The sequence below is a fragment of the Virgibacillus natechei genome, from assembly GCF_026013645.1.
Lineage (GTDB): Bacteria > Bacillota > Bacilli > Bacillales > Amphibacillaceae > Virgibacillus_L > Virgibacillus_L natechei.
The window spans coordinates 1813341-1836016 of sequence record NZ_CP110224.1; the positions used below are offsets into that span (position 1 = coordinate 1813341).

26 protein-coding genes are annotated in these 22676 nt (G+C 35.2%); 24 read left to right on the forward strand and 2 right to left on the reverse strand.

From position 1 onward, the window contains the following. Positions 1 to 18 precede the first annotated feature (18 nt). The 8 genes from OLD84_RS09425 to glnA all read left to right on the forward strand — a co-directional run bounded on the left by OLD84_RS09425 (position 19) and on the right by glnA (position 7852). Complete coding sequence (locus OLD84_RS09425) at positions 19 to 468, forward strand: Dps family protein (protein ID WP_209461266.1); 450 nt, start codon at positions 19 to 21, stop codon at positions 466 to 468. Between the two features lie 23 nt (positions 469 to 491). Then, positions 492 to 1427 carry a tRNA (adenosine(37)-N6)-dimethylallyltransferase MiaA gene (gene miaA / locus OLD84_RS09430; protein ID WP_209461265.1) on the forward strand — a complete coding sequence of 312 codons (936 nt, stop codon included), beginning with the start codon at positions 492 to 494 and terminating at the stop codon, positions 1425 to 1427. 38 nt (positions 1428 to 1465) lie between these two features. Continuing rightward, positions 1466 to 1690, forward strand: coding sequence for an RNA chaperone Hfq (gene hfq / locus OLD84_RS09435; protein ID WP_209461264.1), 225 nt, complete (start codon positions 1466 to 1468; stop codon positions 1688 to 1690). Positions 1691 to 1841: 151 nt separating this feature from the next. Further along, entirely contained in the window at positions 1842 to 2786 is a 945-nt protein-coding gene (spoVK, locus tag OLD84_RS09440) for a stage V sporulation protein K (protein WP_209461263.1), read from the forward strand. Between the two features lie 367 nt (positions 2787 to 3153). Then, positions 3154 to 4389, forward strand: a complete 1236-nt coding sequence (gene hflX, locus OLD84_RS09445; RefSeq protein ID WP_209461262.1) for a GTPase HflX — start codon at positions 3154 to 3156, stop codon at positions 4387 to 4389. Between the two features lie 9 nt (positions 4390 to 4398). Continuing rightward, on the forward strand, positions 4399 to 5631 hold the full coding sequence (locus OLD84_RS09450) for a methionine gamma-lyase family protein (RefSeq protein ID WP_209461261.1): 1233 nt from the start codon (positions 4399 to 4401) through the stop codon (positions 5629 to 5631). A 246-nt stretch (positions 5632 to 5877) separates the two neighbouring features. Beyond that, entirely contained in the window at positions 5878 to 6273 is a 396-nt protein-coding gene (locus OLD84_RS09455) for a MerR family transcriptional regulator (protein ID WP_209461260.1), read from the forward strand. 241 nt (positions 6274 to 6514) lie between these two features. Continuing rightward, positions 6515 to 7852, forward strand: coding sequence for a type I glutamate--ammonia ligase (gene glnA, locus OLD84_RS09460; protein WP_209461259.1), 1338 nt, complete (start codon positions 6515 to 6517; stop codon positions 7850 to 7852). A 45-nt stretch (positions 7853 to 7897) separates the two neighbouring features. Here glnA and lexA read toward each other — a convergent pair whose 3' ends face one another. Further along, a complete protein-coding gene (lexA, locus tag OLD84_RS09465; protein ID WP_209461258.1) occupies positions 7898 to 8521 on the reverse strand; it encodes a transcriptional repressor LexA in 624 nt (207 codons plus the stop codon). Positions 8522 to 9035: 514 nt separating this feature from the next. Here lexA and OLD84_RS09470 point away from each other — a divergent pair. The 6 genes from OLD84_RS09470 (at position 9036) to OLD84_RS09495 (ending at position 14067) form a co-directional block, all read left to right on the forward strand. Then, positions 9036 to 9674 carry a YneB family resolvase-like protein gene (locus OLD84_RS09470; protein ID WP_209461257.1) on the forward strand — a complete coding sequence of 213 codons (639 nt, stop codon included), beginning with the start codon at positions 9036 to 9038 and terminating at the stop codon, positions 9672 to 9674. A 113-nt stretch (positions 9675 to 9787) separates the two neighbouring features. After that, on the forward strand, positions 9788 to 10021 hold the full coding sequence (locus OLD84_RS09475; protein ID WP_209461256.1) for a DUF896 domain-containing protein: 234 nt from the start codon (positions 9788 to 9790) through the stop codon (positions 10019 to 10021). A 125-nt stretch (positions 10022 to 10146) separates the two neighbouring features. Further along, entirely contained in the window at positions 10147 to 12150 is a 2004-nt protein-coding gene (tkt, locus tag OLD84_RS09480; protein WP_209461255.1) for a transketolase, read from the forward strand. Between the two features lie 141 nt (positions 12151 to 12291). Further along, positions 12292 to 12720: a sporulation inhibitor of replication protein SirA gene (gene sirA, locus OLD84_RS09485; RefSeq protein ID WP_209461254.1), complete on the forward strand. Its 429-nt coding sequence runs from the start codon at positions 12292 to 12294 to the stop codon at positions 12718 to 12720. Between the two features lie 75 nt (positions 12721 to 12795). Continuing rightward, entirely contained in the window at positions 12796 to 13032 is a 237-nt protein-coding gene (locus OLD84_RS09490; protein ID WP_209461253.1) for a YneF family protein, read from the forward strand. A gap of 132 nt (positions 13033 to 13164) precedes the next feature. Next, positions 13165 to 14067 carry a tyrosine-type recombinase/integrase gene (locus tag OLD84_RS09495; protein WP_209461252.1) on the forward strand — a complete coding sequence of 301 codons (903 nt, stop codon included), beginning with the start codon at positions 13165 to 13167 and terminating at the stop codon, positions 14065 to 14067. 812 nt (positions 14068 to 14879) lie between these two features. Here the strand turns inward: OLD84_RS09495 and OLD84_RS09500 are convergent. Beyond that, positions 14880 to 15092, reverse strand: a complete 213-nt coding sequence (locus tag OLD84_RS09500; protein WP_209461251.1) for a helix-turn-helix domain-containing protein — start codon at positions 15090 to 15092, stop codon at positions 14880 to 14882. 137 nt (positions 15093 to 15229) lie between these two features. Between OLD84_RS09500 and OLD84_RS09505 the strand changes: the two genes are divergently transcribed. The 10 genes from OLD84_RS09505 (at position 15230) to OLD84_RS09550 (ending at position 22529) form a co-directional block, all read left to right on the forward strand. Then, positions 15230 to 15364, forward strand: a complete 135-nt coding sequence (locus OLD84_RS09505; protein WP_264917446.1) for a hypothetical protein — start codon at positions 15230 to 15232, stop codon at positions 15362 to 15364. Next, complete coding sequence (locus OLD84_RS09510) at positions 15361 to 15465, forward strand: anti-repressor SinI family protein (RefSeq protein ID WP_209461250.1); 105 nt, start codon at positions 15361 to 15363, stop codon at positions 15463 to 15465. Before OLD84_RS09505 ends, OLD84_RS09510 begins: the two co-directional genes overlap by 4 nt. Further along, positions 15462 to 15668 (forward strand): hypothetical protein, encoded by a 207-nt coding sequence (locus OLD84_RS09515; protein ID WP_209461249.1) that lies wholly within the window; start codon positions 15462 to 15464, stop codon positions 15666 to 15668. Before OLD84_RS09510 ends, OLD84_RS09515 begins: the two co-directional genes overlap by 4 nt. Before the next feature lie 9 nt (positions 15669 to 15677). Beyond that, positions 15678 to 16181, forward strand: coding sequence for a hypothetical protein (locus tag OLD84_RS09520; RefSeq protein ID WP_209461248.1), 504 nt, complete (start codon positions 15678 to 15680; stop codon positions 16179 to 16181). A 140-nt stretch (positions 16182 to 16321) separates the two neighbouring features. Then, positions 16322 to 16966 (forward strand): YkyB family protein, encoded by a 645-nt coding sequence (locus tag OLD84_RS09525; protein ID WP_209461247.1) that lies wholly within the window; start codon positions 16322 to 16324, stop codon positions 16964 to 16966. A 30-nt stretch (positions 16967 to 16996) separates the two neighbouring features. Next, positions 16997 to 17233 (forward strand): hypothetical protein, encoded by a 237-nt coding sequence (locus OLD84_RS09530; protein WP_209461246.1) that lies wholly within the window; start codon positions 16997 to 16999, stop codon positions 17231 to 17233. A gap of 392 nt (positions 17234 to 17625) precedes the next feature. Further along, positions 17626 to 18171 carry a hypothetical protein gene (locus OLD84_RS09535; RefSeq protein ID WP_209461245.1) on the forward strand — a complete coding sequence of 182 codons (546 nt, stop codon included), beginning with the start codon at positions 17626 to 17628 and terminating at the stop codon, positions 18169 to 18171. A gap of 72 nt (positions 18172 to 18243) precedes the next feature. Continuing rightward, positions 18244 to 18438, forward strand: a complete 195-nt coding sequence (locus OLD84_RS09540; RefSeq protein WP_209461244.1) for a DUF5659 domain-containing protein — start codon at positions 18244 to 18246, stop codon at positions 18436 to 18438. A gap of 45 nt (positions 18439 to 18483) precedes the next feature. Beyond that, on the forward strand, positions 18484 to 19416 hold the full coding sequence (locus tag OLD84_RS09545) for a hypothetical protein (protein WP_209461243.1): 933 nt from the start codon (positions 18484 to 18486) through the stop codon (positions 19414 to 19416). 374 nt (positions 19417 to 19790) lie between these two features. Continuing rightward, entirely contained in the window at positions 19791 to 22529 is a 2739-nt protein-coding gene (locus tag OLD84_RS09550; protein WP_209461242.1) for a hypothetical protein, read from the forward strand. Positions 22530 to 22676 lie beyond the last annotated feature (147 nt).

A 22676-nucleotide genomic window follows, 5' to 3' on the forward strand; every position in this document is an offset into this window, starting at 1 on the left:
AGCAAAACGAGGTGCACGATGGAAAATCAAAAGCTTGTTAATTTCTTGAATCAATTATTATCAAATCACTTTGTTATGTACGTTAAGTTACATCGATATCATTGGTTTGTTCAAGGACGGCATTTCTTTGTGTTACATGAAAAGTTCGAAGAGTTGTATCAGGGTTTCGCAGAAGATCTTGATGAAATTGCGGAGCGTATACTAATGATAGGCGGGAAGCCCCTGGCAACCATGAGTAAATTTTTGAAAGAAGCAACTTTAATTGAAGCGAATGCAGATGATAAGGAAGATGAAATGATAGCCCAGCTCATCCAGGACTTTGAACAAATAATTTCAGAAATTCGTAATGAAGGGATGACTTATGCAGAGGATCAAAAAGATGAACCTACTATTGATCTGCTAATTTCTATTCAAGCGAAAATGGAGAAACATATTTGGATGCTTAGGGCTTATCAAGCATATGAATAAAAGGATCATTTAGGGGAATACGAATGAAAAAAACGGTAATAGTCATTGTCGGACCAACTGCAGTAGGTAAAACTAAATTAAGTATTGAAATTGCCAAACGATTTAATGGTGAGATTATTAGCGGTGACTCTATGCAGGTCTATAAGGGCATGGATATAGGTACAGCAAAAATTACTGAAGAGGAAATGCAGGGAATTAAACATTATATGATTGATATGAAAAATCCTGATGAAGATTTTTCTGTGGCTGACTTTCAATATTACGTTCAAACATATATTAATGAAATTTCTGCTCGCGGAAAAACACCTATTATAGTTGGAGGCAGTGGTTTATACATTCAGGCTGCACTATATAATTATAATTTCTCCAATCAAAAAAGAGATGATTCTGTTACAAATTATTTGGAGAAAGTAATAGAGAAGGAGGGAATTCAGCCTCTTTACGATCGCTTGAGAAAATTAGATCCAGGTCAGGCTGATAAAATTCATCCAAATAATCATCGCCGGGTTATTCGAGCGCTGGAAATCTATGAAACAACAGGCATGACGATGACTGAATACCAGCAAGAACAAAAACGTGATTCAGTATATAACGAAATCATGATTGGATTGGAGATGGATAGAGAACTTCTATATAAGAGAATCAACCAGCGTATTGATGTGATGTTGGAAAGTGGCTTAGTAAATGAAGTGAAGCATTTATATGAACAAGGCTTTGAAAAATGTCAATCCCTGAAAGCAATTGGCTATAAAGAATTTATACCTTACATAAATGGGGAGCAACAAATTGGTCAGTGTATTGAGTTACTAAAACGAAATTCCAGAAGGTATGCCAAACGCCAATATACATGGTTTAAAAATAAAATGGATATTACATGGTATGGCCTTACACCAGAAACAAGTGATATAACATTTGAAATAATTTTAAATGAACTAGCAGGAGTTTTAAAAAACAAATAGAATTATATAGATATAGATAGAAAAGAGGAGGAAGGGTTATGGCTCAAACAGTGAATATCCAAGATCAATATTTAAATCAACTAAGGAAAAATCACATCTCAGCTACTTTATTTTTAACAAATGGATTTCAATTGAGAGGAATTGTTAAAGCTTTTGACAATTTCACTATAGTGTTTGAAACGGATGGAAAAGAGCAACTTATTTATAAACACGCGATATCTACATTTGCGCCTTCTAAAAATATTAGCCTTGAAAAAGAATGAAAATAAAGAACAGACGCGGCAACGCGTCTGTTCTTTATTTTTATCGCAGTTTAACGAGCAGTAAAACCCTCACTGAATAAGTTTTACTTTATAGGCATTTGTCACAACATTTTATATACAGCGTATACTGTTTTGAATAAGGAGTGATGGTATGGAGACACAAATGATTCGAAATAAAAATGGAAAAATTAATATCGTGCTACAGGATAAAAAAGAATTGAAAATGGAAAACCACAATCAAGTGCACTATATTGAAAACAGTCCATATTCTCATATCGATCAGCAATTTTCATCGTTTATAGCTATGAATGAATTGAAACGAACGATAAAGGAAATATATGCTACTATTATAATTAACGAAAAGCGAAAAGAAATAGGATTAATCAGTTCAAAGCAAGTGCTTCATATGCTTTTTAAGGGTAACCCAGGTACAGGTAAAACAACGGTTGCAAGAAAACTTGCTAAAATATACTTTGAGATGAACCTTTTATCAAAAGGACATTTTATTGAAGCAGAAAGAGCTGATCTGGTAGGTGAATACATTGGTCAAACTGCGCAGAAAACGCGAGCTATTATTCAAAAATCAATGGGTGGAATATTATTTATTGATGAAGCCTATTCATTAGCACGTGGTGGCGAAAAAGATTTTGGCAAAGAAGCAATTGATACATTAGTAAAACACATGGAAGATGATCATAATGATTTTGTGTTGATTTTAGCAGGATATCCATATGAAATGGATCGCTTTTTAACATTAAATCCTGGGCTTCAATCCAGGTTTCCATTTATCCTGGATTTTGAGGATTATGAGGTGGATCAACTAATGGATATTGCCAGGCAAATGGCTTCAGAAAGAGAATACAGGTTAACCAAGGAAGCTGAATGGGAATTAAGAAGTCGGTTATATAAAAAAACGACTGAAATGAAAAGAAACTTTTCTAATGCACGTTATGTGCGAAATGTTATTGAGAACGCAATTAGAAAGCATGCAGTGAGATTATTGGCGCAGAATCAAATTTCCACCGAAGATTTAATTCAGTTAAGTTGGAAGGATATAAAAGGAGAATTATCGGATTCACAGTCGAGGTATATATAGCTTTTTGTACTATGCATTCTTTGGTATGATATAAAGTATAGCATTATGATGTTCTTGCAGATAGGGAAGTATAACTTACCTACTGCTCACTGGATAAACCGTCATGTCCTGGGACTGCGCGTAAATGCTCGCCCCACCGAAAATCATTGGGACTGCGCGTAAATGCTCGCCCCACCGAAAAACAGTGTCGAAATGCTGGCATTAGCAAGCACGTCGTATGCGTCATAAGTGCGGGCTAGGACATTCGACTAAAGTTTTGCACTCCAAGTATAAGGGAGTCTAAGAAAGCAATGAACTTATTTCTAAGAATCCCTTTAACGAAAGCCACGTTTTCTAATAAGTGTGTTACAGAAAGAGGTTAGCATAAATGTCAGAAGAAAAAATACTAATCATTGCAGTTAAAAGTCCAGAACAGACCGATGTACGGTTCCAATCCTCTCTAGAAGAGTTGGTAGCTTTGAGTAAAACAGCGGGTGGTACAGTTAATAAAGTTATGACTCAAAATCGTAGTCGTATCCATCCTGCTACTTACATTGGTGAGGGAAAAATCGATGAAATTAAACGAGAGATAGATGAATTTGATATTGATCTAGTTATATCTAATGATGAATTATCTTCAGGGCAATTGAGAAACTTAGGTAATCGTTTTGGTACTCGGCTAATTGATCGCAGTCAGCTTATTTTGGACATTTTTGCACAACGTGCCCAAACAAAAGAAGGAAAACTCCAAGTGGAACTTGCTCAATTGGAATATCTGTTACCAAGACTTCATGGTCAAGGTGAAGCAATGTCACGCCTGGGGGCAGGAATTGGTACTAGAGGGCCTGGTGAAACAAAATTAGAAACAGACCAACGTCATATCAGACGCAAAATATATGATGTTAAAAGACGATTGAAATTAGTTATAGCCCAACGTGAACAATATCGCAAACGAAGAAAATCAAATGAGGTTTTCCAAATAGCTATTGTAGGCTATACAAATGCAGGAAAGTCCACTTTGTTTAACCAGTTAACCAATAGTAATTCATTAGAAGAAAATAAATTATTCGCCACACTTGATCCATTAACACGTGAAATACAGCTTCCATCTGGTTTTCACTCCTTAGTTACAGATACAGTAGGATTTCTTCAGGATCTGCCTACATCCTTAATCGCATCCTTTCGTTCTACTTTGGAAGAAGTTACCGAAGCAGATTTCATATTGCATGTTGTAGATAGTTCACATCCCGACCAAGTACAGCAACAAGATATTGTGATGAAGCAACTCGAGGATTTAGAGGCTCAACATATACCAATGCTTACCATTTACAATAAAAAAGATTTAGTTATGAATGATATAATTCCAGTTAATCATCCGTATATCTTTATAAGTGCATATGAAAGACCTGATTTACAATCGGTACTGGAGAAAATAGAAGCTATTTTAAAAGAACAATGGGATAGATATACAATAAAATTAGAACCTCATGAGGGTAGAACACTTAAGCGCCTTGAATATGAGACCATCGTAATAGATCAATATTTCGATGAAGAAACGGACCAATATATTACGAAAGGCTTTATGAGGAAGGCACACCCATTCACAGGATTGTTAAAGGAGTAGTAGCAACAAATGATTGACCACATGATAAAACAGGCAGAAGAAGATTGCGATATCGAATACAAAAAAATCAATTCCATAGTTGAGAAAAACCAAAAGCGGGTTCTCGATGCATTCAAGAAAAACAGGATAAGTGATGGCCACTTTAGTTCAACTACAGGTTATGGTTATGATGACTTAGGGCGTGAAGGTTTAGAAGCGGTCTACGCAGACGTATTTGGAGGAGAAGATTCCTTAGTAAGGCCGCAGCTAGTTTCAGGAACACACGCAATATCCACTGCTTTATTCGGCTTATTGCGTCCAGGTAATGAACTACTGTATATAACAGGTAAACCTTACGATACTTTAGAAGAAGTGATAGGCAAGAGAGGGGATAACACCGGTTCATTAATGGATTTTAATATTACATACAATGAAGTGAATTTAAATGAAAATGGAACTGTCGATTTTGAAGCGGTCAAACATCATATTTCCAACCAAACGAAGGTTATCGGGATACAACGCTCCAAAGGTTATGATGAACGTCCATCTTTTACAATAGCTGAAATTGAAAAAATGGTTCGCTTCATCAAAAATTTAAATGAAGACTTAATTGTTTTTGTAGATAACTGTTATGGAGAATTTGTGGAAGAAAAGGAACCACTACATGTAGGTGCAGATATTATTGCAGGATCATTAATTAAAAACCCAGGAGGAGGCATTGTTCGTGCAGGAGGCTATATTGCCGGAAATGAGGAATTGGTTTTTCAGTGTGCGAACCATTTAACAGCGCCAGGTCTGGGAAAGGAAACTGGCGCAACCTTAAACATGTTGCAAGAAATGTATCAGGGTTTCTTCTTAGCTCCGCATATTGTAGGCGAAGCATTAAAAGGTGCAGTTTTCACGGCTAGATTTTTGGAATTAAACGGTTATTTAACTGTTCCTCATTATCAAGCCAAACGGACAGACCTCATTCAATCGGTTACATTTAAGCAACCGGATCAAATGATAGCTTTTTGCCAAGCCATACAGCAAAACTCTCCAATCAATTCTTATGTAACACCGTATCCAAGTGCTATGCCTGGGTATGAGGATGAGGTTATTATGGCAGCAGGGACTTTCATTCAAGGAGCAAGCATTGAATTATCAGCTGATGGCCCTATTAGAGAGCCCTACACCGCCTTTGTGCAAGGTGGGCTTACATATGCTCATGTTAAGCTTGCATTAATTGAATCTGTAAAAGTATTGGAAAGGAATAACCGTTAGCGAAAAAGAAGAGATCATTCATGAATGTTCTCTTCTTTTTTAATGCAGGATCTTTCGTAAGTATTATTGTATTTATATTGTCGGATTGATATAAAAGACGACGTAACTACTGTTCTTTTCGGTGTGACGAGTAACCGCAGTCACAATCTTTTAGAAAACAGCCTTAATGTAAGAAATACTAACATAAAATTGACACATTATCTCACATCAAATATACTACTAATAAAAGGTTAGGAGGATTACTGATTGAATGATAAAGATCGTCGTTCTATGCCCTTGTTTGGAATAAGTATTGTTAGAAAGCTCACGGATCTGACAGCTAGACAAATTAGATATTATGAAGAGCATAATTTAATTCGTCCAGAGCGAACGTCGGGAAATCACCGTTTATTTTCTTTCAATGATGTCGATCGCCTGCTGGAAATTAAAAATTTATTAGATAAGAGACATAATGTAGCGGGTATTAAATTGTTGTTTGATACAGGAGAGAATAAGAAAGTTGGATCACCCAAACAATCCAACTTATCGGACAAAGAACTTAGAAAAATATTAAGAAATGAATTAGTTGACGCTGGAAGGTATGGGAAAACTAGTCTAAGGCAAGGTGAGTTATCTGGTTTTTTGACACATAGGAAAGCATAATACCTTTGTATGAAAACACATATATTTTACAGGATAAATGCCTACTACGTGAAGCGGATCCATTGGTTTCCTATCTGTATAAATGCAACTAAAGAAATCCTTTAAAGGCTTATCCACGTCAAGTTTTCTAATTAAGCATTAAGGGTATCAAAAAAACATAAGCCCTGTTTTTAACTTAAGACTAAGAATTAGCTCAGATCTCTGAGTACATACTTATAATAAATCCTTAGGAGGAATATGAATGGGAAATAGATTTTCAAAAAAAGAAATCATGAAACAAATTGAAGAGGAAAACGTTAGGTTTATCCGCTTGCAATTTACTGATATCCTTGGAACAATTAAGAATGTGGAAATTCCGCTCAGCCAATTGGATAAAGCTTTGGATAATAAAATGATGTTTGATGGATCTTCAATTGAAGGGTTTGTTCGCATCGAAGAGTCTGATATGTATTTATATCCTGACTTAGATACTTTTGTCGTATTTCCATGGACATCTGAGAAAGGGAAAGTAGCACGTTTTATTTGTGATATTTATAACACAGATGGTACTCCTTTTGCTGGTTGCCCAAGGTATAACTTAAAAAGAAATGTCGAGAAGATGGAAGAATTAGGCTTTGATGCCTTTAACATCGGAACAGAGCCGGAGTTCTTTTTATTTAAGTTGGACGAAGCAGGCAACCCTTCATTAGAGCTTAATGACCATGGTGGTTATTTTGATTTAGCCCCGACAGATTTAGGAGAAAATTGCCGTAGAGATATTGTTCTTGAATTAGAAGAAATGGGTTTTGAAATTGAAGCTTCTCACCATGAAGTAGCACCAGGACAACATGAAATTGATTTTAAATATGCAGAAGCTGTTAAACATGCAGACGATATTCAAACATTTAAATTAGTTGTAAAAACAATTGCTAGAAGGCATAACCTGCATGCGACATTTATGCCCAAGCCATTATTCGGTGTAAATGGATCAGGAATGCACGTTAATATGTCTTTATTTAAAAACGGTGTAAATGCATTTTTTGATAAACAAGGTGAAATGGAATTAAGTGATATTGCATATCAATTTACAGCGGGAATTATTAAACATGCTACGAACTTTACAGCCATTACAAACCCGACAGTAAACTCATTTAAAAGACTAGTGCCTGGATTCGAAGCCCCTTCTTATGTCGCATGGTCCGCAACAAATAGAAGTCCATTAATTCGTATACCATATTCAAGAGGAGTGAGTACGCGAATTGAAGTTCGAAGTGTTGATCCTTCCGCTAATCCATATATGGCTTTGGCAGTTTTGCTTGCTGCAGGTTTAGATGGTGTGGAAAATAAACTAACACCACCAACAGCTGTTGATCGAAATATTTACGTGATGACGAAAGCTGAGCGCGAGGAAATCGGAGTAAAAGATTTACCAGCAACATTGATGGATGCATTGAACCAACTACAAGAAAGTAAAGTAATTGTAAATGCTCTAGGTGAACATTTATTTGAACACTTCATCGAAGCGAAAGAGATTGAATGGGATATGTTCCGTACACAAGTTCACCCATGGGAGAGAGAACAGTACTTGAGAACTTACTAGGATTGGAATTAAAAATAAGCTGCCTATTAAACAGGCAGCTTATTTTTAGTGAATATTACGATACAGACCAATAACTTTACCAAGAATAGTGACATTATTGTAAAGTAATGGATCCATGGTTGCATTTTCAGGTTGCAGACGTATGTGGTCTTTTTCTTTGAAGAAGCGTTTTACTGTAGCTTCATTCTCTTCGGTCATTGCAACGATAATATCGCTATTTTGTGCTGTGTTTTGTTGTTTAACAATAACCATATCTCCATCTAATATTCCGGCCTCAATCATGCTTTCACCATCAATCGCAAGTATAAATAAATTGTCATCTGGACTAGCAGTTGAGGTTGGTAATGGTATGAACTCTTCTATATTTTCAACTGCAGTAATAGGAAGACCTGCTGTAACCTTACCAATTACTGGTGCATATCTTGGTGCTTCTCTCGGAATATCGCTACCTTCTGATAGATCTAACACTTCAATTGCTCTTGGTTTAGTTGGATCCCTTCTAATATAGCCCTTATCTTCAATTCTAGCAAGATGGCCGTGTACGGTGGAGCTTGAGGCTAGTCCAACTGCTACTGCTATTTCACGTACGGAAGGGGGATAGCCTTTTTTACTTACTTCATCTTTAATGTACTCAAGTATCATTTGCTGTCTTTTAGAAAGTTTTGTCATCTTGTAACACCTCGCTTATAGGATTTTATCGCAGTTTAACTGGCGGGTTGTCTAAATACGGCGCGCATCCTTGAAACAGAAAACCACCTTTTTGCGTGTGATGTTTCTCAAGGGGCCTGTGCCAACCTCTGCACTAGCACGTCATGTGCATTGAAAACTTCCAATGAATCATTAATTATAGTTTACCATTTTCATACAATGAATGCAAACGTTCGTTCGAATTATTATTGACATGATACGACAGTTCATGCAATACTATATAAAATTCGTTTAGTTCTTTTAGGTGTATAAACATAAATTGTAGAAATATATTCCAAGTATATCATACCACTAGTTTCTCGTAAGTGCTTTAATACAACCCACGTCGTGTGGATCGAACAAACATTCAGTGGGGAGGCAGACTAAATACGCCACGTCCTGGGACTGCGCGTAAATGTTCGGGCACCGAAACCATTTGTGCGCCGGAACCCCTACTGAATGAAATTTTACTTTATATAAGGTAGGGGAGATCGGATTGAAAGCAATTTTGTATTGTCGTGTTAGTACAAATAAAAAAGAACAAGAGACATCATTAGCTAGACAAAAAGAGGAATTAACAAAGCTTGCAGAACGTTATGGTTATTCGGTGGTGGCATGTATAGAGGAACAGGTAAGTGGTTATGAGGTAGATCGTGACGGTATATTTCAAATGCTTGATTATTTTTCTTCAGGAGCAGCAGACACCCTTTTTATACAGGATGAAACTAGATTAGGTCGTGGAAATACAAAGATTGCTTTATTTTATCAATTGGAAAAGTTGGATATATCCATCTATACAGCAATTCATGACGGTGAGCTTGAGTTATCCGAATCTGACTCGATGGTATTACAAATCGTTGGAGTTGTAGAAGAATACCAACGGAAGATCCATAACGCAAAAATTAAAAGAGGGATGAATAAAGCAATAAATGAAGGCTATAATCCTAGTCTTAATCTATCTAATCAACATAAGGCACCGGGTAGAGAAAGAATCGCATTTCCAATCGAAGAAGTCGTTCGATTAAAGCAAAATAATTTAACATTTGAGGAAATTACAGCAACATTAAATGGCATGGGTTATTCAGTGTCTAAAGCTACAGTAAACCGAAGATACCAGGAGTTTCATAATACGTGATAATAGGGTATAATAAAGAGTGACTCACGGGACGGGCTGTCAAAAAGGCAAAATTTTATTTTTGACCTTTTACTATATAATTTAAAGTAATTCTACCTGGAGGTTAAAGCTAAATGCTGTCCAAAGAAAAAATAGAACGTATAAATAAACTATCGAAAAAATCCAAAGAAAATGGTTTAACCAATGAAGAAAAAGAAGAGCAGAAAGAGCTTCGTGAAGCATATCTCAAAAATGTACGCAGTTCATTTAAAAATCAACTCAAATCTGTGAAAGTAATGGATCCTGAAGGAAAAGATGTTACGCCTGAAAAAGTAAAAAATATGCAAGATCGAAATAATAAACATTAGAGCAAACGCTAATGTAACGGATTTTTTTAAAAGCTTCTTCTTATTACTTGTGACAGAAGGAGTTTCATTATAGAATAGTATAGGGGATAAACTAATTAGTCGTTAAACACGAAAGGAGAATAAAATTGTCAAATAATACAGAGCAACTATCAATTAATACAATTCGAACTATCTCTATTGATGCAATAGAAAATGCCAATTCTGGTCATCCTGGCCTTCCGATGGGTGCAGCGCCTATGGCTTATACTTTATGGACAGATTTTATGAATCACAACCCAAAGAATTCAAAATGGTTTAATAGAGATAGGTTTGTTCTTTCTGCAGGCCATGGATCAATGCTTTTATATAGCTTACTTCATTTATCTGGCTACAATGTAACAATGGATGATTTAAAAGGATTCCGTCAGTGGGAATCAAAGACTCCAGGACATCCTGAAGTACACCATACAGATGGAGTAGAAGCTACAACTGGCCCTCTTGGTCAAGGATTGGGTATGTCTGTTGGGATGGCAATGGCAGAAGCGCATCTCGCTGCCAAATTTAATAAAGAAGATATTTCAGTTGTTGATCATCATACATATGCTATTGTGAGTGATGGTGACCTAATGGAAGGTATTTCTCATGAAGCAGCTTCTTTAGCAGGCCATCTTGGTCTAGGAAAGTTAATAGCTCTATACGATTCCAATGATATATCACTAGATGGTGATTTAGATCGTTCATTTTCCGATAATACGGAGCAAAGATTTAAGTCATATGGTTGGCAGGTTATTCGTGTCGAAGATGGCAATGATGTAAAAGCGATAAGAAATGCAATTAGTGAGGCACAAAATAATACGGAGCAACCAACATTAATTGAAATTAAAACAGTTATCGGGTATGGGTCACCCAATAAATCAGCTTCGGCAGCTTCACACGGAGCCCCACTAGGTGAAGATGAAGTAAAACTTACAAAAGAATATTACAAGTGGACACACGAGGATTTCCAGGTACCAGAAGAAGTGTACTCAGATTTTAATGAGAAAATCGTTAAAAAAGGTGCCGAAGTAGAGCGTGAATGGAATCAACGACTAAAGAAATATAATGAGAAGTATCCAGAGCTTGCAAATGACCTGGAACTTTCAATGAAAGGTGAACTTCCTGCACAATGGGAAAAAGAATTACCAGTATTTGAACCTGAAAAGGATACAGTTGCGACAAGAGCCTCTTCAGGTAAAGTTCTAAATGCAATTGCTAAAACGATACCGAATTTATTTGGAGGTAGTGCGGATTTAGCCGGTTCAAATAAAACAACACTTAATGATGATGATGATTTCACGCGTGAGAATCCAGCAGGCAGAAATATATGGTTTGGTGTACGAGAGCATGCAATGGCAGCTGCCTTAAATGGCATGGCATTACATGGTGGATTGAAAGTTTATGCTGGAACATTCTTTGTCTTTAGCGATTATTTAAGACCATCGCTTCGTCTCTCGTCAATCATGAATACACCAGTCACATATGTATTCACACATGATTCAATAGCAGTCGGTGAAGATGGTCCAACACATGAACCTGTTGAGCATTTAGCTGCATTACGTGCAATCCCTGGTTTTTCACTAATTCGACCAGCAGATGGTAATGAAACTCAAGCAGCGTGGAGGTTATCTATGGAATCAGTAGATCAGCCAACTGCATTAGTTTTAACTAGACAGAACCTTCCTACTTTAGAAGGAACAAAAGAAAAAGCATATGAAGGTGTGAAAAAAGGTGCCTATGTAATAAGTAATTCTGAAAAAGAGACACCTGACGCCCTATTACTTGCAACAGGATCAGAAGTACAATTAGCTGTTGATTCACAAAAAGCACTGACAGAAAAGGGAATTGACGTACGAGTGGTTAGTATGCCTTCATGGGATCGATTCAATGCTCAAGATAAAGCATATAGAAATGAAGTGATTCCTGCACAAGTGAAAAGTCGGTTGGCCATTGAAATGGCCTCACCATTTGGCTGGGAACGCTACGTGGGTGATGAAGGAAAAGTGTTAGGTATTGATACATTTGGAGCTTCTGCAAATGGAGATAAAGTAATTGAAGAATATGGTTTCACAGTTGAGAATGTAGTTCAACATGTAGAATCATTAATTAAGTAGAAATTAGAAAAGATGGTTCCATATATTATGGAACCATCTTTTCTGTGTGTTCGACAAAACTAGTGAAATCCAGCACTATAAACTGACATGATTTTAAAAATAGAATACGTATAATAGATTGTAAAAAGGGGACTGGCTACAATGTATGAGTATTCTGTTTTTTGGATAAAAGAAGATATTGCCAAACATTACTTTCATAAAAGTGATATCTTATATCGTTTTATTAAAGCGTATCAAAAAAGTCATGATAGAATCGACTTGAAGAAACAATATGACTATATTACAAATGATTTCCCTGAAACCGAATTGATCTCACACATGAAAAATTATCATCTGAATAATGTTGCAGTTCAAGTAGAAGGATCCCAAATTAAATTAAACAAGAATTTACATCTAATTTCTTTACATATCAGTGAAAAACATTTAAAATTTCGTTGTGAAACATTGCAGGATGCTGAAGAAACATTATTCCCTATCCTGAGACAGTTTCAGTCAATTCTTTTCATTATAGGAAATAATATAGAAAATTACGGATGGATTTCCCCAGTACCTTATATTAGCAAATATTAAAGGGTACAAGTATTGTATTCTTGTATGTAATTTACTATACTATGTAAGGGACAACACGAAGGAGGAAAGCAAGACATGAACACAATATGGGTTGTATTAATAGCTATAGCAGCATTAATTGCTGGTGTTGCGCTTGGGTTTTTTATCGCAAGAAAATATATGATGAATTATTTGAAAAAGAATCCACCAATCAATGAGCAAATGCTGCGTACAATGATGATGCAAATGGGACAAAAACCATCACAGAAAAAAATTAATCAGATGATGCGTTCAATGGAAAACCAAAATCAATCTGATAAAGGAAAAAAATAACGCAATATGCTGTTATGCCAACCTTTATAAAGCTATAATTAATTTTTTTCATCACTTAAAACTTGATCCGATTGATTTTTTAGAACCACTTTTTCTGCTAGGAAAGATAAAGCAGAGAAGGTGGTTTTTTTGTTGTTATTAGAAGATGTTTTAGAAGAATATTACTATCACTGTTTAGCAAGTGGATTCACAGATAAAACAATGATCAACAAAAATCAGGAATATAAGCAACTTAACAAATTCATTATCGAGGAAAGACAAGTAACAGAATTAGAATCTATCACACATCACGATTTAAAAAGCTATATCAGATCAAAGCAGATGAGTGGACTTCAACCATCATCTATCGTATCGATGTCAAAGCAAGTGAGAGCATTCTTCAGTTGGTGTGTAAAAGAAGAATATATACAGATTAATCCTATGGATAAAGTTACGCTTCCTAAAGTTGGTACAAAGATGCTTACTGGATATACAACACAGGAAGTCACAACGATGATCAATTGCTTCAACAATAAAGAATATTTAGAGATACGTAACAAGGCTATAGTCTCATTAATGGCAGATTGTGGCTTACGCTCAATTGAGATCAGGAGATTCACTCATTCATCTATTCACGACAATTTTATATTGATCAGTGGAAAAGGAAACAAAGAGAGAATAGTCAATCTCAGCTCTATCGTCAAGAAAACACTGATCAAGTATGAGCGTGTGAAAAAGCAATATTTTAAAGGAAAAAATGTCCCATACGAGAATTATTTTCTGAATTATCGTGGGGAAGAGATGAGTCATGTTGGCATTCACAATCTAGTTAAAGAAGCTGGCAGACGAGCAAAAGTTAAAGAGGCTAGACCGCATAAATTTAGGCATTTCTTTGCTGTTCAGAGTTTGTTGAATGGGATCGATATTTATAGTTTATCTAAGTTGTTGGGACACTCAGAAGTGAATACAACTGAGCGCTATCTCACTAGTCTCAACGTAAAGGATTTGCTTGAGGATTCAGTTAAAACTAGTCCATTGACTAATATGAAAAAATAACACAAAAAAGGCTCAGTAGGTGCTACCAACACCACTCAGCCAACGGATTATCAAAGCTTCACAACGCTAATTGAATAGGCTCTGATACCTTTCATTATACCATTTAATCTGGTGTATGGCAAGGTGTTTGAGCAGACGTGGACTGCCCAATAATACGTCTATAATCTAACCTTGATATGTTACGGCTTATCAGATGCATAAACTAAGCCTAGGATACAAAAACACCTCCCTGTTGGTGTGGTATCTGAAGGGTGAAAGCTACCATAACGCTGATCGAAGGAAGGGTATGCATCTAAGGATGCGTAGGACAAGCCACATACAATCAAACTCTGATTATCGGAGTTTGATTCAACTGTCAGGGATACTTGAAACAGTAGGCTTGTTTAGAAGAGATTCTAACGATAATAGGGGTGCTATACGGATACTTCGGGTCAGACTAGACCATATATCACAATCGGCTGCTACTTACATTGATAATTTTATATTTTTATCCGTGTAGGTAGTCGATTTGTGTCTAGCCGTTGCTTGGTATCGCCTACCCATATATGGGGAAGTCAAGAGATAAAGTCAAGTAATAACAACCATATAAGATAATTAATTATGGTCTGATGGTGGACGTGTCATATTTCAGCTAGCTAGCGCAAAGGTTTTTGAGAAGTATACTTCTCAATTTGATTACAACCACCTTAAATGCACTTTAAATCTATAAGCTGTAACACTAACACATTAAATGTACCTTAAGTCTGCATTAAGAATTAAAATATATCGCCAAGAAATCTTAGCGATAAAAAAGACTGAGCAACATAAGTCACTCAGTCATCATCCGATACAAATTCAACAATATCACACGAAGAATCTACATCCAGAGCCTTACAAAGTAGATCCAGTGTCTCAAACTGTATTCCATTAGAATTGCCATTGAGTAGCTTGCTGATAGTATTACGATGTACTCCAGTCAATTCAACTAATTTAGAAGTTGATAATCCTTTTGTCTCCATTTGGTATCTTAAATTTAATTTAATCATGTTAGCCTCCAGTTCATGTGTCTGACCTTAGTATACATCATGATGTGCATTTATTACAAATAGATGTTGACATGCACACTATGATGTGCAATAATAAGGTTAGTTAAGAAATACGAAAAAAACAGGAGGTATTTAATATGAAGCTGATTTATAAAATGAACAACTATTTCTTTGATGAAGATACAATCCTACTATCAGATGCACTATGGTTCTATGCTCTAGTACCATCATCTATGATTATCGTCTTAATTATGCTGGGAGGTCTCACATGAATAACCAAGAGTGGACTGAGTTAATCAAAGAAGCAAAAAATCTAGGATTAACAAAGGAAGAAATATCACATTTTCTAAAACGTGAAGGAGGTCTCAGATGAAGATTGAAAAATATTTTGCAAAGGATAACAACTATATTCGTCAACTATCAGTAGAATCTTCAGAAGAAATGACTGCAATAGAATTAGCATTGCAGCAATACAAGCAGACTTTAAATGATCTCAATGCTGATCAAGAAACTGGCCACATGAGAAAAATATATAACGCAACTTGTCGCATGATTGATGAGATTGAAAAGAAATAGGAGGGAAATATGGACATACTTAAAAAGCGTTTAGATGTCATTCTGGCAGTAATTGTAGTAGTAGGTATTTGCATCGGGTTACTCATTTCAGCCATTCAAGAGGATATGGAAGTGGCTTCTAATGAGGAACCTGAGATAGTTGGAGATGAAAGTGTAGTAGAAGCTGGAAAAAGAGAATCAATACCAATATCACTGGAAGATTTTTTATATGAATATACTCTAATCGCTATCAATAAAAACATGACTTATCCTGATACCGACAGTGACAAAACGCATATTTCTTCGGCTAACACTACGCTTTATGTTGAAGGAGAGTCTGACGAAGCAACAATCATGATTAGTTTTGAAGATGACGATAGTTACACGGTTAATAGCATCACATGCTTTGACTGTACGCAAGAATACAGAAAAGCGATAAACGATTCCTTAGAAATAAATGGGTTAGAAGTTGATGAGGATTATAATATCGGATATAAAAAGGAAACAAAGTCCTTGTTAATCAGAGGGATTTAATGTGACAAAATTGTGAACAAATATAGAGTTTTATACCATGTATAGTATAAGAATATTCTGACAAGTCTATTGACAATTAATAGAAACCGATGTAATATAGTAGATAGATACAAAATAATAATAGAAAAAGGGGACATAACATGACAACAACTGCAAAAGAAATCCCGCATTTTAAAGGATGGTCTAAAATTCCTGAAGGTTACTATACAAAAACAGCCTTAAAACGTGACATGAAATTAAAGCCAGTTGACGAAAGCAAGCATGATGCTACATTGTGGGCAGTAGGTGGTGGAAAATGGAAAGATTTTGTTCTGTATCACATTGATAACACTATTGAGATTAAGCAGCGTAAAGTGAAATTATTGGACGTTACAGACAAGAATATTGCTGAAGCGCTTTACACAATAAATAAATCAGCTAAATTAAGTAGGGATACGAAGCAATCAAGCTATCACAATAAAAACTTTCAAGTGGTCGGTGCATCGAAAACTAGGCAAAATAAACTGTATGATCTTAAAGATGAGGTAATTAAGAAGTTGTTAAATGAAGATAGAATGAATATTGAAGGGTATCATGAACAAGAATCTTACAATGGAGATACAAATTATTTAATGATGTTAAAACTGGAAGGTTTTACTTTTCACATTCCGACTAGTGAAAAAGAAACAGCTGGCTTAAAATCACTCGGTGAAATAGGTGTGATATCGGCAGAAAAAACTAGAAGTACAACTATTAATTTCTATGAGTCTGAAAAGCTACTAAATCACTTTGTAAATAATCAATAAAAATAACAACACAAAAGGGGATAAACTAACATGAAAACAATCAATGATGTAAAATTCAACCAGAAAAACCAAGAGGATAACACATATTATGGAGAAATCACATTGTCGGTAGCGATTAAATCATCTGATCCACTTCACGAAATCCAATCTAAGCTAGATGAAGATGGACTCAGAGCAGAACTATCATTAGATCCAGTAGGAGGCAACAAAGTAAATACTGAAGTATTAGCCGTATGGAAAACCGAATGGAGCAACATGGATGACTAACACAACAGTATTTACAACACAAATAAACCCAGCTAATGTAGGTGTTTGACGAAACTATTAATCTATGTTAAGCTAGAGAGTACGTATGATATACATTGACAGACGTATATACTTATAGAATGTGAGGGCTGTTGAACAGCCTTCTAGTTTCTTTTACTATTTTTTTGGGAGGATATAGTTTACCACTATGTATGGTATAACTCGATGATATTTCTTATTATATAGCTTAGTTTTCTGAATGTCAATGTTATACCACCATGAATTTAATTTTTATACCACCATACAATTTTTTAAGGAGGTGATCTATGAGTAAGGACAAGTTGATTCATTACCTAGACACAATGTCACTATAGCCAATAAGGAAAAATAATAATAAAAAAGGGGAAATTAAAATGACAAAAGTATACAGCTTTGAGAATGCGGTAAAAGCTAAAACAAAATTAGAGCAAGTTAAAGAACAACTAGTTGGTGGGAATGTGTCGGATGCTATCAAGGATCAGATTTCAAATGTGATTGAAGAATTATTTCAGGAATCATCTGAGGGCATGGAAGGAATAACTGAGAGCTTGGAGGGAATATCTGAGGGATATAAGAAACTAACTATTCAAGCACAGGATCAGGCTGAAGAGGCAATCAGAAACTTTAATAAAGTGAGTGAAAACAATGAATGGCTCACTGAAAAATTTCACACAGCTCACAATATAATCGAACGACGAACAGCTGAAAATGCATTACTTACCTACTTTATCGATAAACAGGACTTACATGGAGAATTTCTGAGTTTTGTTCAACACATAGCTGACACTGAGAATGATCGAGAAGATATTAAACAGGCTGCCAATGATTTATATAGAGATCATGAAGACTACATGTTTGCTGAATATAGGTGGTATCGAGAAGAAAAGGAAAATGAAATAGAGATGGCTGAGACTGAATGATGGTTGCGGGGCAGTATCTGCCTCTGATTATTATATTGCGGTATTAATATTAGAAAGGGGAGGAATGTTGAAATGGAACAACAACTAACTAAGAATTACGTAGTATTTTCACAAACAATGGCAGGTTACATGATGTTAAACGGTTGTAGATTAATAAAGGCTGCACCACATCGGAAACAGCCTACTAAGAATGTATACTACTTCCCTGACACAGAATACGTTAGGGAATTTGCCAACAATTACATAGAATTACGAAAGAATGCTTAAACATAATAAACTAATCTAAGAAATCAATCAGAAGGAGAAAATTACATGAGCAATACATACGAGGAAATTATAGAAATATTGAATTATAGAGAACAAGAAAAAATACACTTTATGCCCAATGAAATATTTGAGGATTTGCAGACAAATTTATCTAAGAGTCCTCATATTACATTTGCGTATAGTTACTATTATTTAATTAGTTGGCTATATAGAAATGCCAAATATGGTACACAGAGTATAGATGTTGCAACGATTAAGCAACTATTAGGATACAGCCCAACCACCAAAACAATCAATCATATCATCAAGAATGGTGGTGTATTGGATTTGTTGGGATATACAGAAACAACTAGTAATTATCCAATAGCTTGGGGAATGGATGAATACAATGATCCTGAATTCTTCTTGATTGATGATGCAGATTATTTCATGAAGAAAGAAATAAGAATGGAAAATGGCAATAGGTTTACTGCGAAATATCCAATTAAGCATCTTCATATCAATCAAGAAGATTATGAGGATGAGATGAAAACTGGTGTATTCTATGATGTTAGTAATACTCATATGATTGACTTTGAGACATTTATACATTGTATGAGTATAGAAAAATTAGGAGTTACAGGCTTCTATTTATATGGCTTCTTAAAGAATAAAAATCAGATATATGGTGAGGGATATGATGTTCCTTTGCCTAAGTTATGCGAAGAGACTCAGCTATCATATCAGTCATTAGTCAGCTACTTAGATGCTCTGAGAAAATACAACCTTATCGATGTTGTACATAATCAAGATTATTATGCGCCGGGCTTAGAGGATGAATATAGGAAAGCTAATACATACATAACAAACGATCCAATTAGATTTACTTTCATAGAACAAGGATATAAGAAGATGAATGTTAAGACTTATGATGAACATATCAAGATAATTTCTAAGAAGAAAAAGAAGGTTGCATTTGGAGAATTACCATTCAATTAATGCAAACCTGAAAGGTAGTTTATTTGTACAAGATGAAACTCGGTTTAACAGTAGTATTCCGAAAGGTAGTTTATTTGTACAAGATGGAATCCAGGTCATAACTTAGATTTATATTAACAATATACAAATAATAACAACTATATAATATGTATTATATGTAGTCAAAATAAACTACCTTTCAAAAATAACAACTAGTAGATAACTGTATTATATGTAGTCCAAATAAGCAACCTTTTGGATTCTATAGTTTAATCAATGTAAATACAATGTTACTAAAAAGCGTTACATAAATCAAGGGGAAACTAGCTAAGTCAGACATTCAATCTGACTTAGCCGACCAAAAAACACATAAATCATAAAGGGGAAATTATATAATGGCTAACTTAACGAATCAAGTATTAGTATACTCAGTTTCAACAGATGCATTTTTCAATAACGAGGAAAATCAAATTGGCAGCAAGCTAATGGATCTACGTATAAAAAAGAATGAGCTATTGTCTTCCGAAGAGAATACAGGTGAGGTTGATGATCTACTCAAAGATGTCAACGAATCGATCAACACTTTAAGCAAAGAATTAAATGTTCTACTGGATAACAATAAGGATATCAGAACACTCAGACGTGACCATCTATATACATATAATAAAGAACAGAAGAAAGAAGTCAACAAATCTAACAAAGTTGTAGCACTGTTTGAATCATCATTTACTAGGCTACTAGGATTGAGTACAAAGGATGTAAATGAAAGTGTTGTTATCGTCAAGGCTTACCATTATAAGGCTCTTGAGAATCTTATTAATAAAGGGTTCTACTACGGTGATGATAATGAAGAGTTTGTGTTTTGGTCATCAAGTGCTGGCCAAATGAAAAATAAAAAATGTGTTTTCGTCAAGAAGACAATTTTGGATCAGAAAAGGGTTAATGATCAAGGTGTAGAATATACAGCCAAGGATTCTCTAATCGCTGGACTGGATTGGGGTAGGATCAATAACACTAAGTTTAATAAAGGTGAAGATGTTGAATATGGCATCAATATTAATAAGTATCTGGCATATTTAAGTCTACAGAATACAGCAACTGTTAAATGGGATGATTTTGATATAAATCAAGTTATAGTTGTTCCTGACTTAGAGATTGATGTTACTGATACAGTTGAATTTATCGACAGAGATACGTATCAGATACATCCACCAGAAGAGAAAACATTGCCTATGAATGTATCTGATGGAGTTGGATTAATTTTACCCACTTTAGCTGATAAGAATTTTCAGTTTAGGATTCCGTTTGGGAAAGGACTTTTATCTCCGTATGACTTCTTGGCACATGCTAAAAAGGTTGGTAATTATGAGGTTGTAGATGTTTGGGGAGAAACACATCATTTAGTTAACGATAACGTGAAAATTATATTATCTGCAAGCCAATTAAAGACTTGGAAATATTATAACAGTATGGAAGAATATCGTGAGTTGTTCCGGAAGTACGAGTGTGAAGCCGGCAAATGCAACGAAGAAGTTGTGACAAAGGATATTCATCTTAACTATCAGTACATACAGAGTTTAGACATGGAGTTTGACGAGCTTGAAAAAATTGCTGAGAAAACAAATGATGATATTAAGCAACTAGGAAACAAGAAAAATGTAATGTTACGGTCATTAGGAGCGACAGAGGAAAATGAGAAGAAGAATAATTTCCAACAAGCATTGTTAATGTATGACAACTTGTTAAATGATTCCCATGCTAAAGAAATGATCAAAAGTAAGAAGTCATCAATGGTTAAGGATGCTAAATCAGGAACGTTGAGAGCAGATGGAAAAAGAATGTTTATACTGCCTGATTTGTATGCTTACTGTGAGTTTTTACTAACAGGTAATAAGAATCCCGAAGGTTTGTTAAATAAAGGTGAGGTGTATACCAAGAAGATTAAAGCAGGTACTGTTGATATTCTAAGATCACCACAGCTCTACAGAGAGCATGGGATACAGAAGAATACTAGAGGTAGTGATTTGAGCAAATGGTTTAACACTGGTGCTATTTATATTAACAATAAAAATTTTCTCGCACGTTTGCTTCAATGTGACTTCGATGGGGATCAAGTTAATGTGGTCAACCCAAATACTAAATTTGTAGAAGTTGCCAAACGTAACATGGAAGCTGATAAGATTGTTCCATTGTACTATGAGATGTCTACAGCGCCTTTACAGACGTTATCTGAGAAGTCTATATACACTAGTCTCATATCCAGTTTTGGGTCTGCCATAGGGTCGATTAGTAATGATGTGACGAAGGTGTGGAACTCGGGAAAACTGGACAAGGATAAACAGGATGCAATAAAATTTTTGACCATGTATAACAACTTTATGATAGATTTTAGTAAGACTAATTTCTTGCCGAAGCCAAAAGGTGATGCTAAGAGACTGATACGACAATACACTAAAGCCAAGTCTCCATACTTTTTCCAGTGGGCAAAGGATAAAGAAGTATTCGAAGATAAAGTTGTTGCTGAGACAGAAAAGGATGTAGATGAAAATGGCAAAGAGTATGACAAAGTGATTAGTGAGTACATGCCAGTTATGAATATGCTAGAAGATATTATTGTAGATAAAAGGATTACATTCAAGAGTGTGGCCGACACATTCGATTACACTAAGCTGATGAGTGTGGTTAATTTTAAAAGTGAGGGCAAGGATCTAGACAAAGCTATTGTCAGTGCCTATAAGAAAATCAACAGAAGAAAAAAGTCTATGATCGATCAAAACTCTGAGACAGATAAGGAAAATAAGTATGTGTACGCTGCTAGAGCAATGAAGGATGAGATAATGGATGCCGCAAGAGAAATAGAAGAAGATGTGTCTGATGTTTATGTTGCTGATTGCTTGATTTATCATTTTCATGTAACAAATAAGAATGGCAATAAGAAGACAATGTGGGAAGCATTTGGAGATATTATAGTGACAAATTTAAACTATAAGCTGAATGGAATTAAGATTTGTCAGTATTGTAGTGATGGATTTAAGGCTAAGAGTCATAAGAATAAGTATTGTTCTGATGCGTGTTCTAAAGAAGGAGAGAAGATTATTAAGAAGGTTAAGAGAAAAAAAGCAAAAAATAATTAAAAATGGCGATTGACAAAATTTCAATCTGTTAAAATACCGATCAATACTATGTTTTAACAGATTGAGATAATCGACTATATAGGGGAGAGCAGACAGAAGATTAATAGATCACAAAGAGTTTATAAGTCTGCTTTTCCTTTTATTATT

Coding starts and splice junctions, on each gene's coding strand:
- OLD84_RS09425 (WP_209461266.1), top strand. CDS start 19: ATGGAAAATCAAAAGCTTGTTAATTTCTTGAATCAATTATTATCAAAT.
- miaA (WP_209461265.1), top strand. CDS start 492: ATGAAAAAAACGGTAATAGTCATTGTCGGACCAACTGCAGTAGGTAAA.
- hfq (WP_209461264.1), top strand. CDS start 1,466: ATGGCTCAAACAGTGAATATCCAAGATCAATATTTAAATCAACTAAGG.
- spoVK (WP_209461263.1), top strand. CDS start 1,842: ATGGAGACACAAATGATTCGAAATAAAAATGGAAAAATTAATATCGTG.
- hflX (WP_209461262.1), top strand. CDS start 3,154: ATGTCAGAAGAAAAAATACTAATCATTGCAGTTAAAAGTCCAGAACAG.
- OLD84_RS09450 (WP_209461261.1), top strand. CDS start 4,399: ATGATTGACCACATGATAAAACAGGCAGAAGAAGATTGCGATATCGAA.
- glnA (WP_209461259.1), top strand. CDS start 6,515: ATGGGAAATAGATTTTCAAAAAAAGAAATCATGAAACAAATTGAAGAG.
- lexA (WP_209461258.1), bottom strand. CDS start 8,521: ATGACAAAACTTTCTAAAAGACAGCAAATGATACTTGAGTACATTAAA.
- OLD84_RS09475 (WP_209461256.1), top strand. CDS start 9,788: ATGCTGTCCAAAGAAAAAATAGAACGTATAAATAAACTATCGAAAAAA.
- sirA (WP_209461254.1), top strand. CDS start 12,292: ATGTATGAGTATTCTGTTTTTTGGATAAAAGAAGATATTGCCAAACAT.
- OLD84_RS09490 (WP_209461253.1), top strand. CDS start 12,796: ATGAACACAATATGGGTTGTATTAATAGCTATAGCAGCATTAATTGCT.
- OLD84_RS09500 (WP_209461251.1), bottom strand. CDS start 15,092: ATGATTAAATTAAATTTAAGATACCAAATGGAGACAAAAGGATTATCA.
- OLD84_RS09505 (WP_264917446.1), top strand. CDS start 15,230: ATGAAGCTGATTTATAAAATGAACAACTATTTCTTTGATGAAGATACA.
- OLD84_RS09510 (WP_209461250.1), top strand. CDS start 15,361: ATGAATAACCAAGAGTGGACTGAGTTAATCAAAGAAGCAAAAAATCTA.
- OLD84_RS09515 (WP_209461249.1), top strand. CDS start 15,462: ATGAAGATTGAAAAATATTTTGCAAAGGATAACAACTATATTCGTCAA.
- OLD84_RS09520 (WP_209461248.1), top strand. CDS start 15,678: ATGGACATACTTAAAAAGCGTTTAGATGTCATTCTGGCAGTAATTGTA.
- OLD84_RS09525 (WP_209461247.1), top strand. CDS start 16,322: ATGACAACAACTGCAAAAGAAATCCCGCATTTTAAAGGATGGTCTAAA.
- OLD84_RS09530 (WP_209461246.1), top strand. CDS start 16,997: ATGAAAACAATCAATGATGTAAAATTCAACCAGAAAAACCAAGAGGAT.
- OLD84_RS09535 (WP_209461245.1), top strand. CDS start 17,626: ATGACAAAAGTATACAGCTTTGAGAATGCGGTAAAAGCTAAAACAAAA.
- OLD84_RS09540 (WP_209461244.1), top strand. CDS start 18,244: ATGGAACAACAACTAACTAAGAATTACGTAGTATTTTCACAAACAATG.
- OLD84_RS09545 (WP_209461243.1), top strand. CDS start 18,484: ATGAGCAATACATACGAGGAAATTATAGAAATATTGAATTATAGAGAA.
- OLD84_RS09550 (WP_209461242.1), top strand. CDS start 19,791: ATGGCTAACTTAACGAATCAAGTATTAGTATACTCAGTTTCAACAGAT.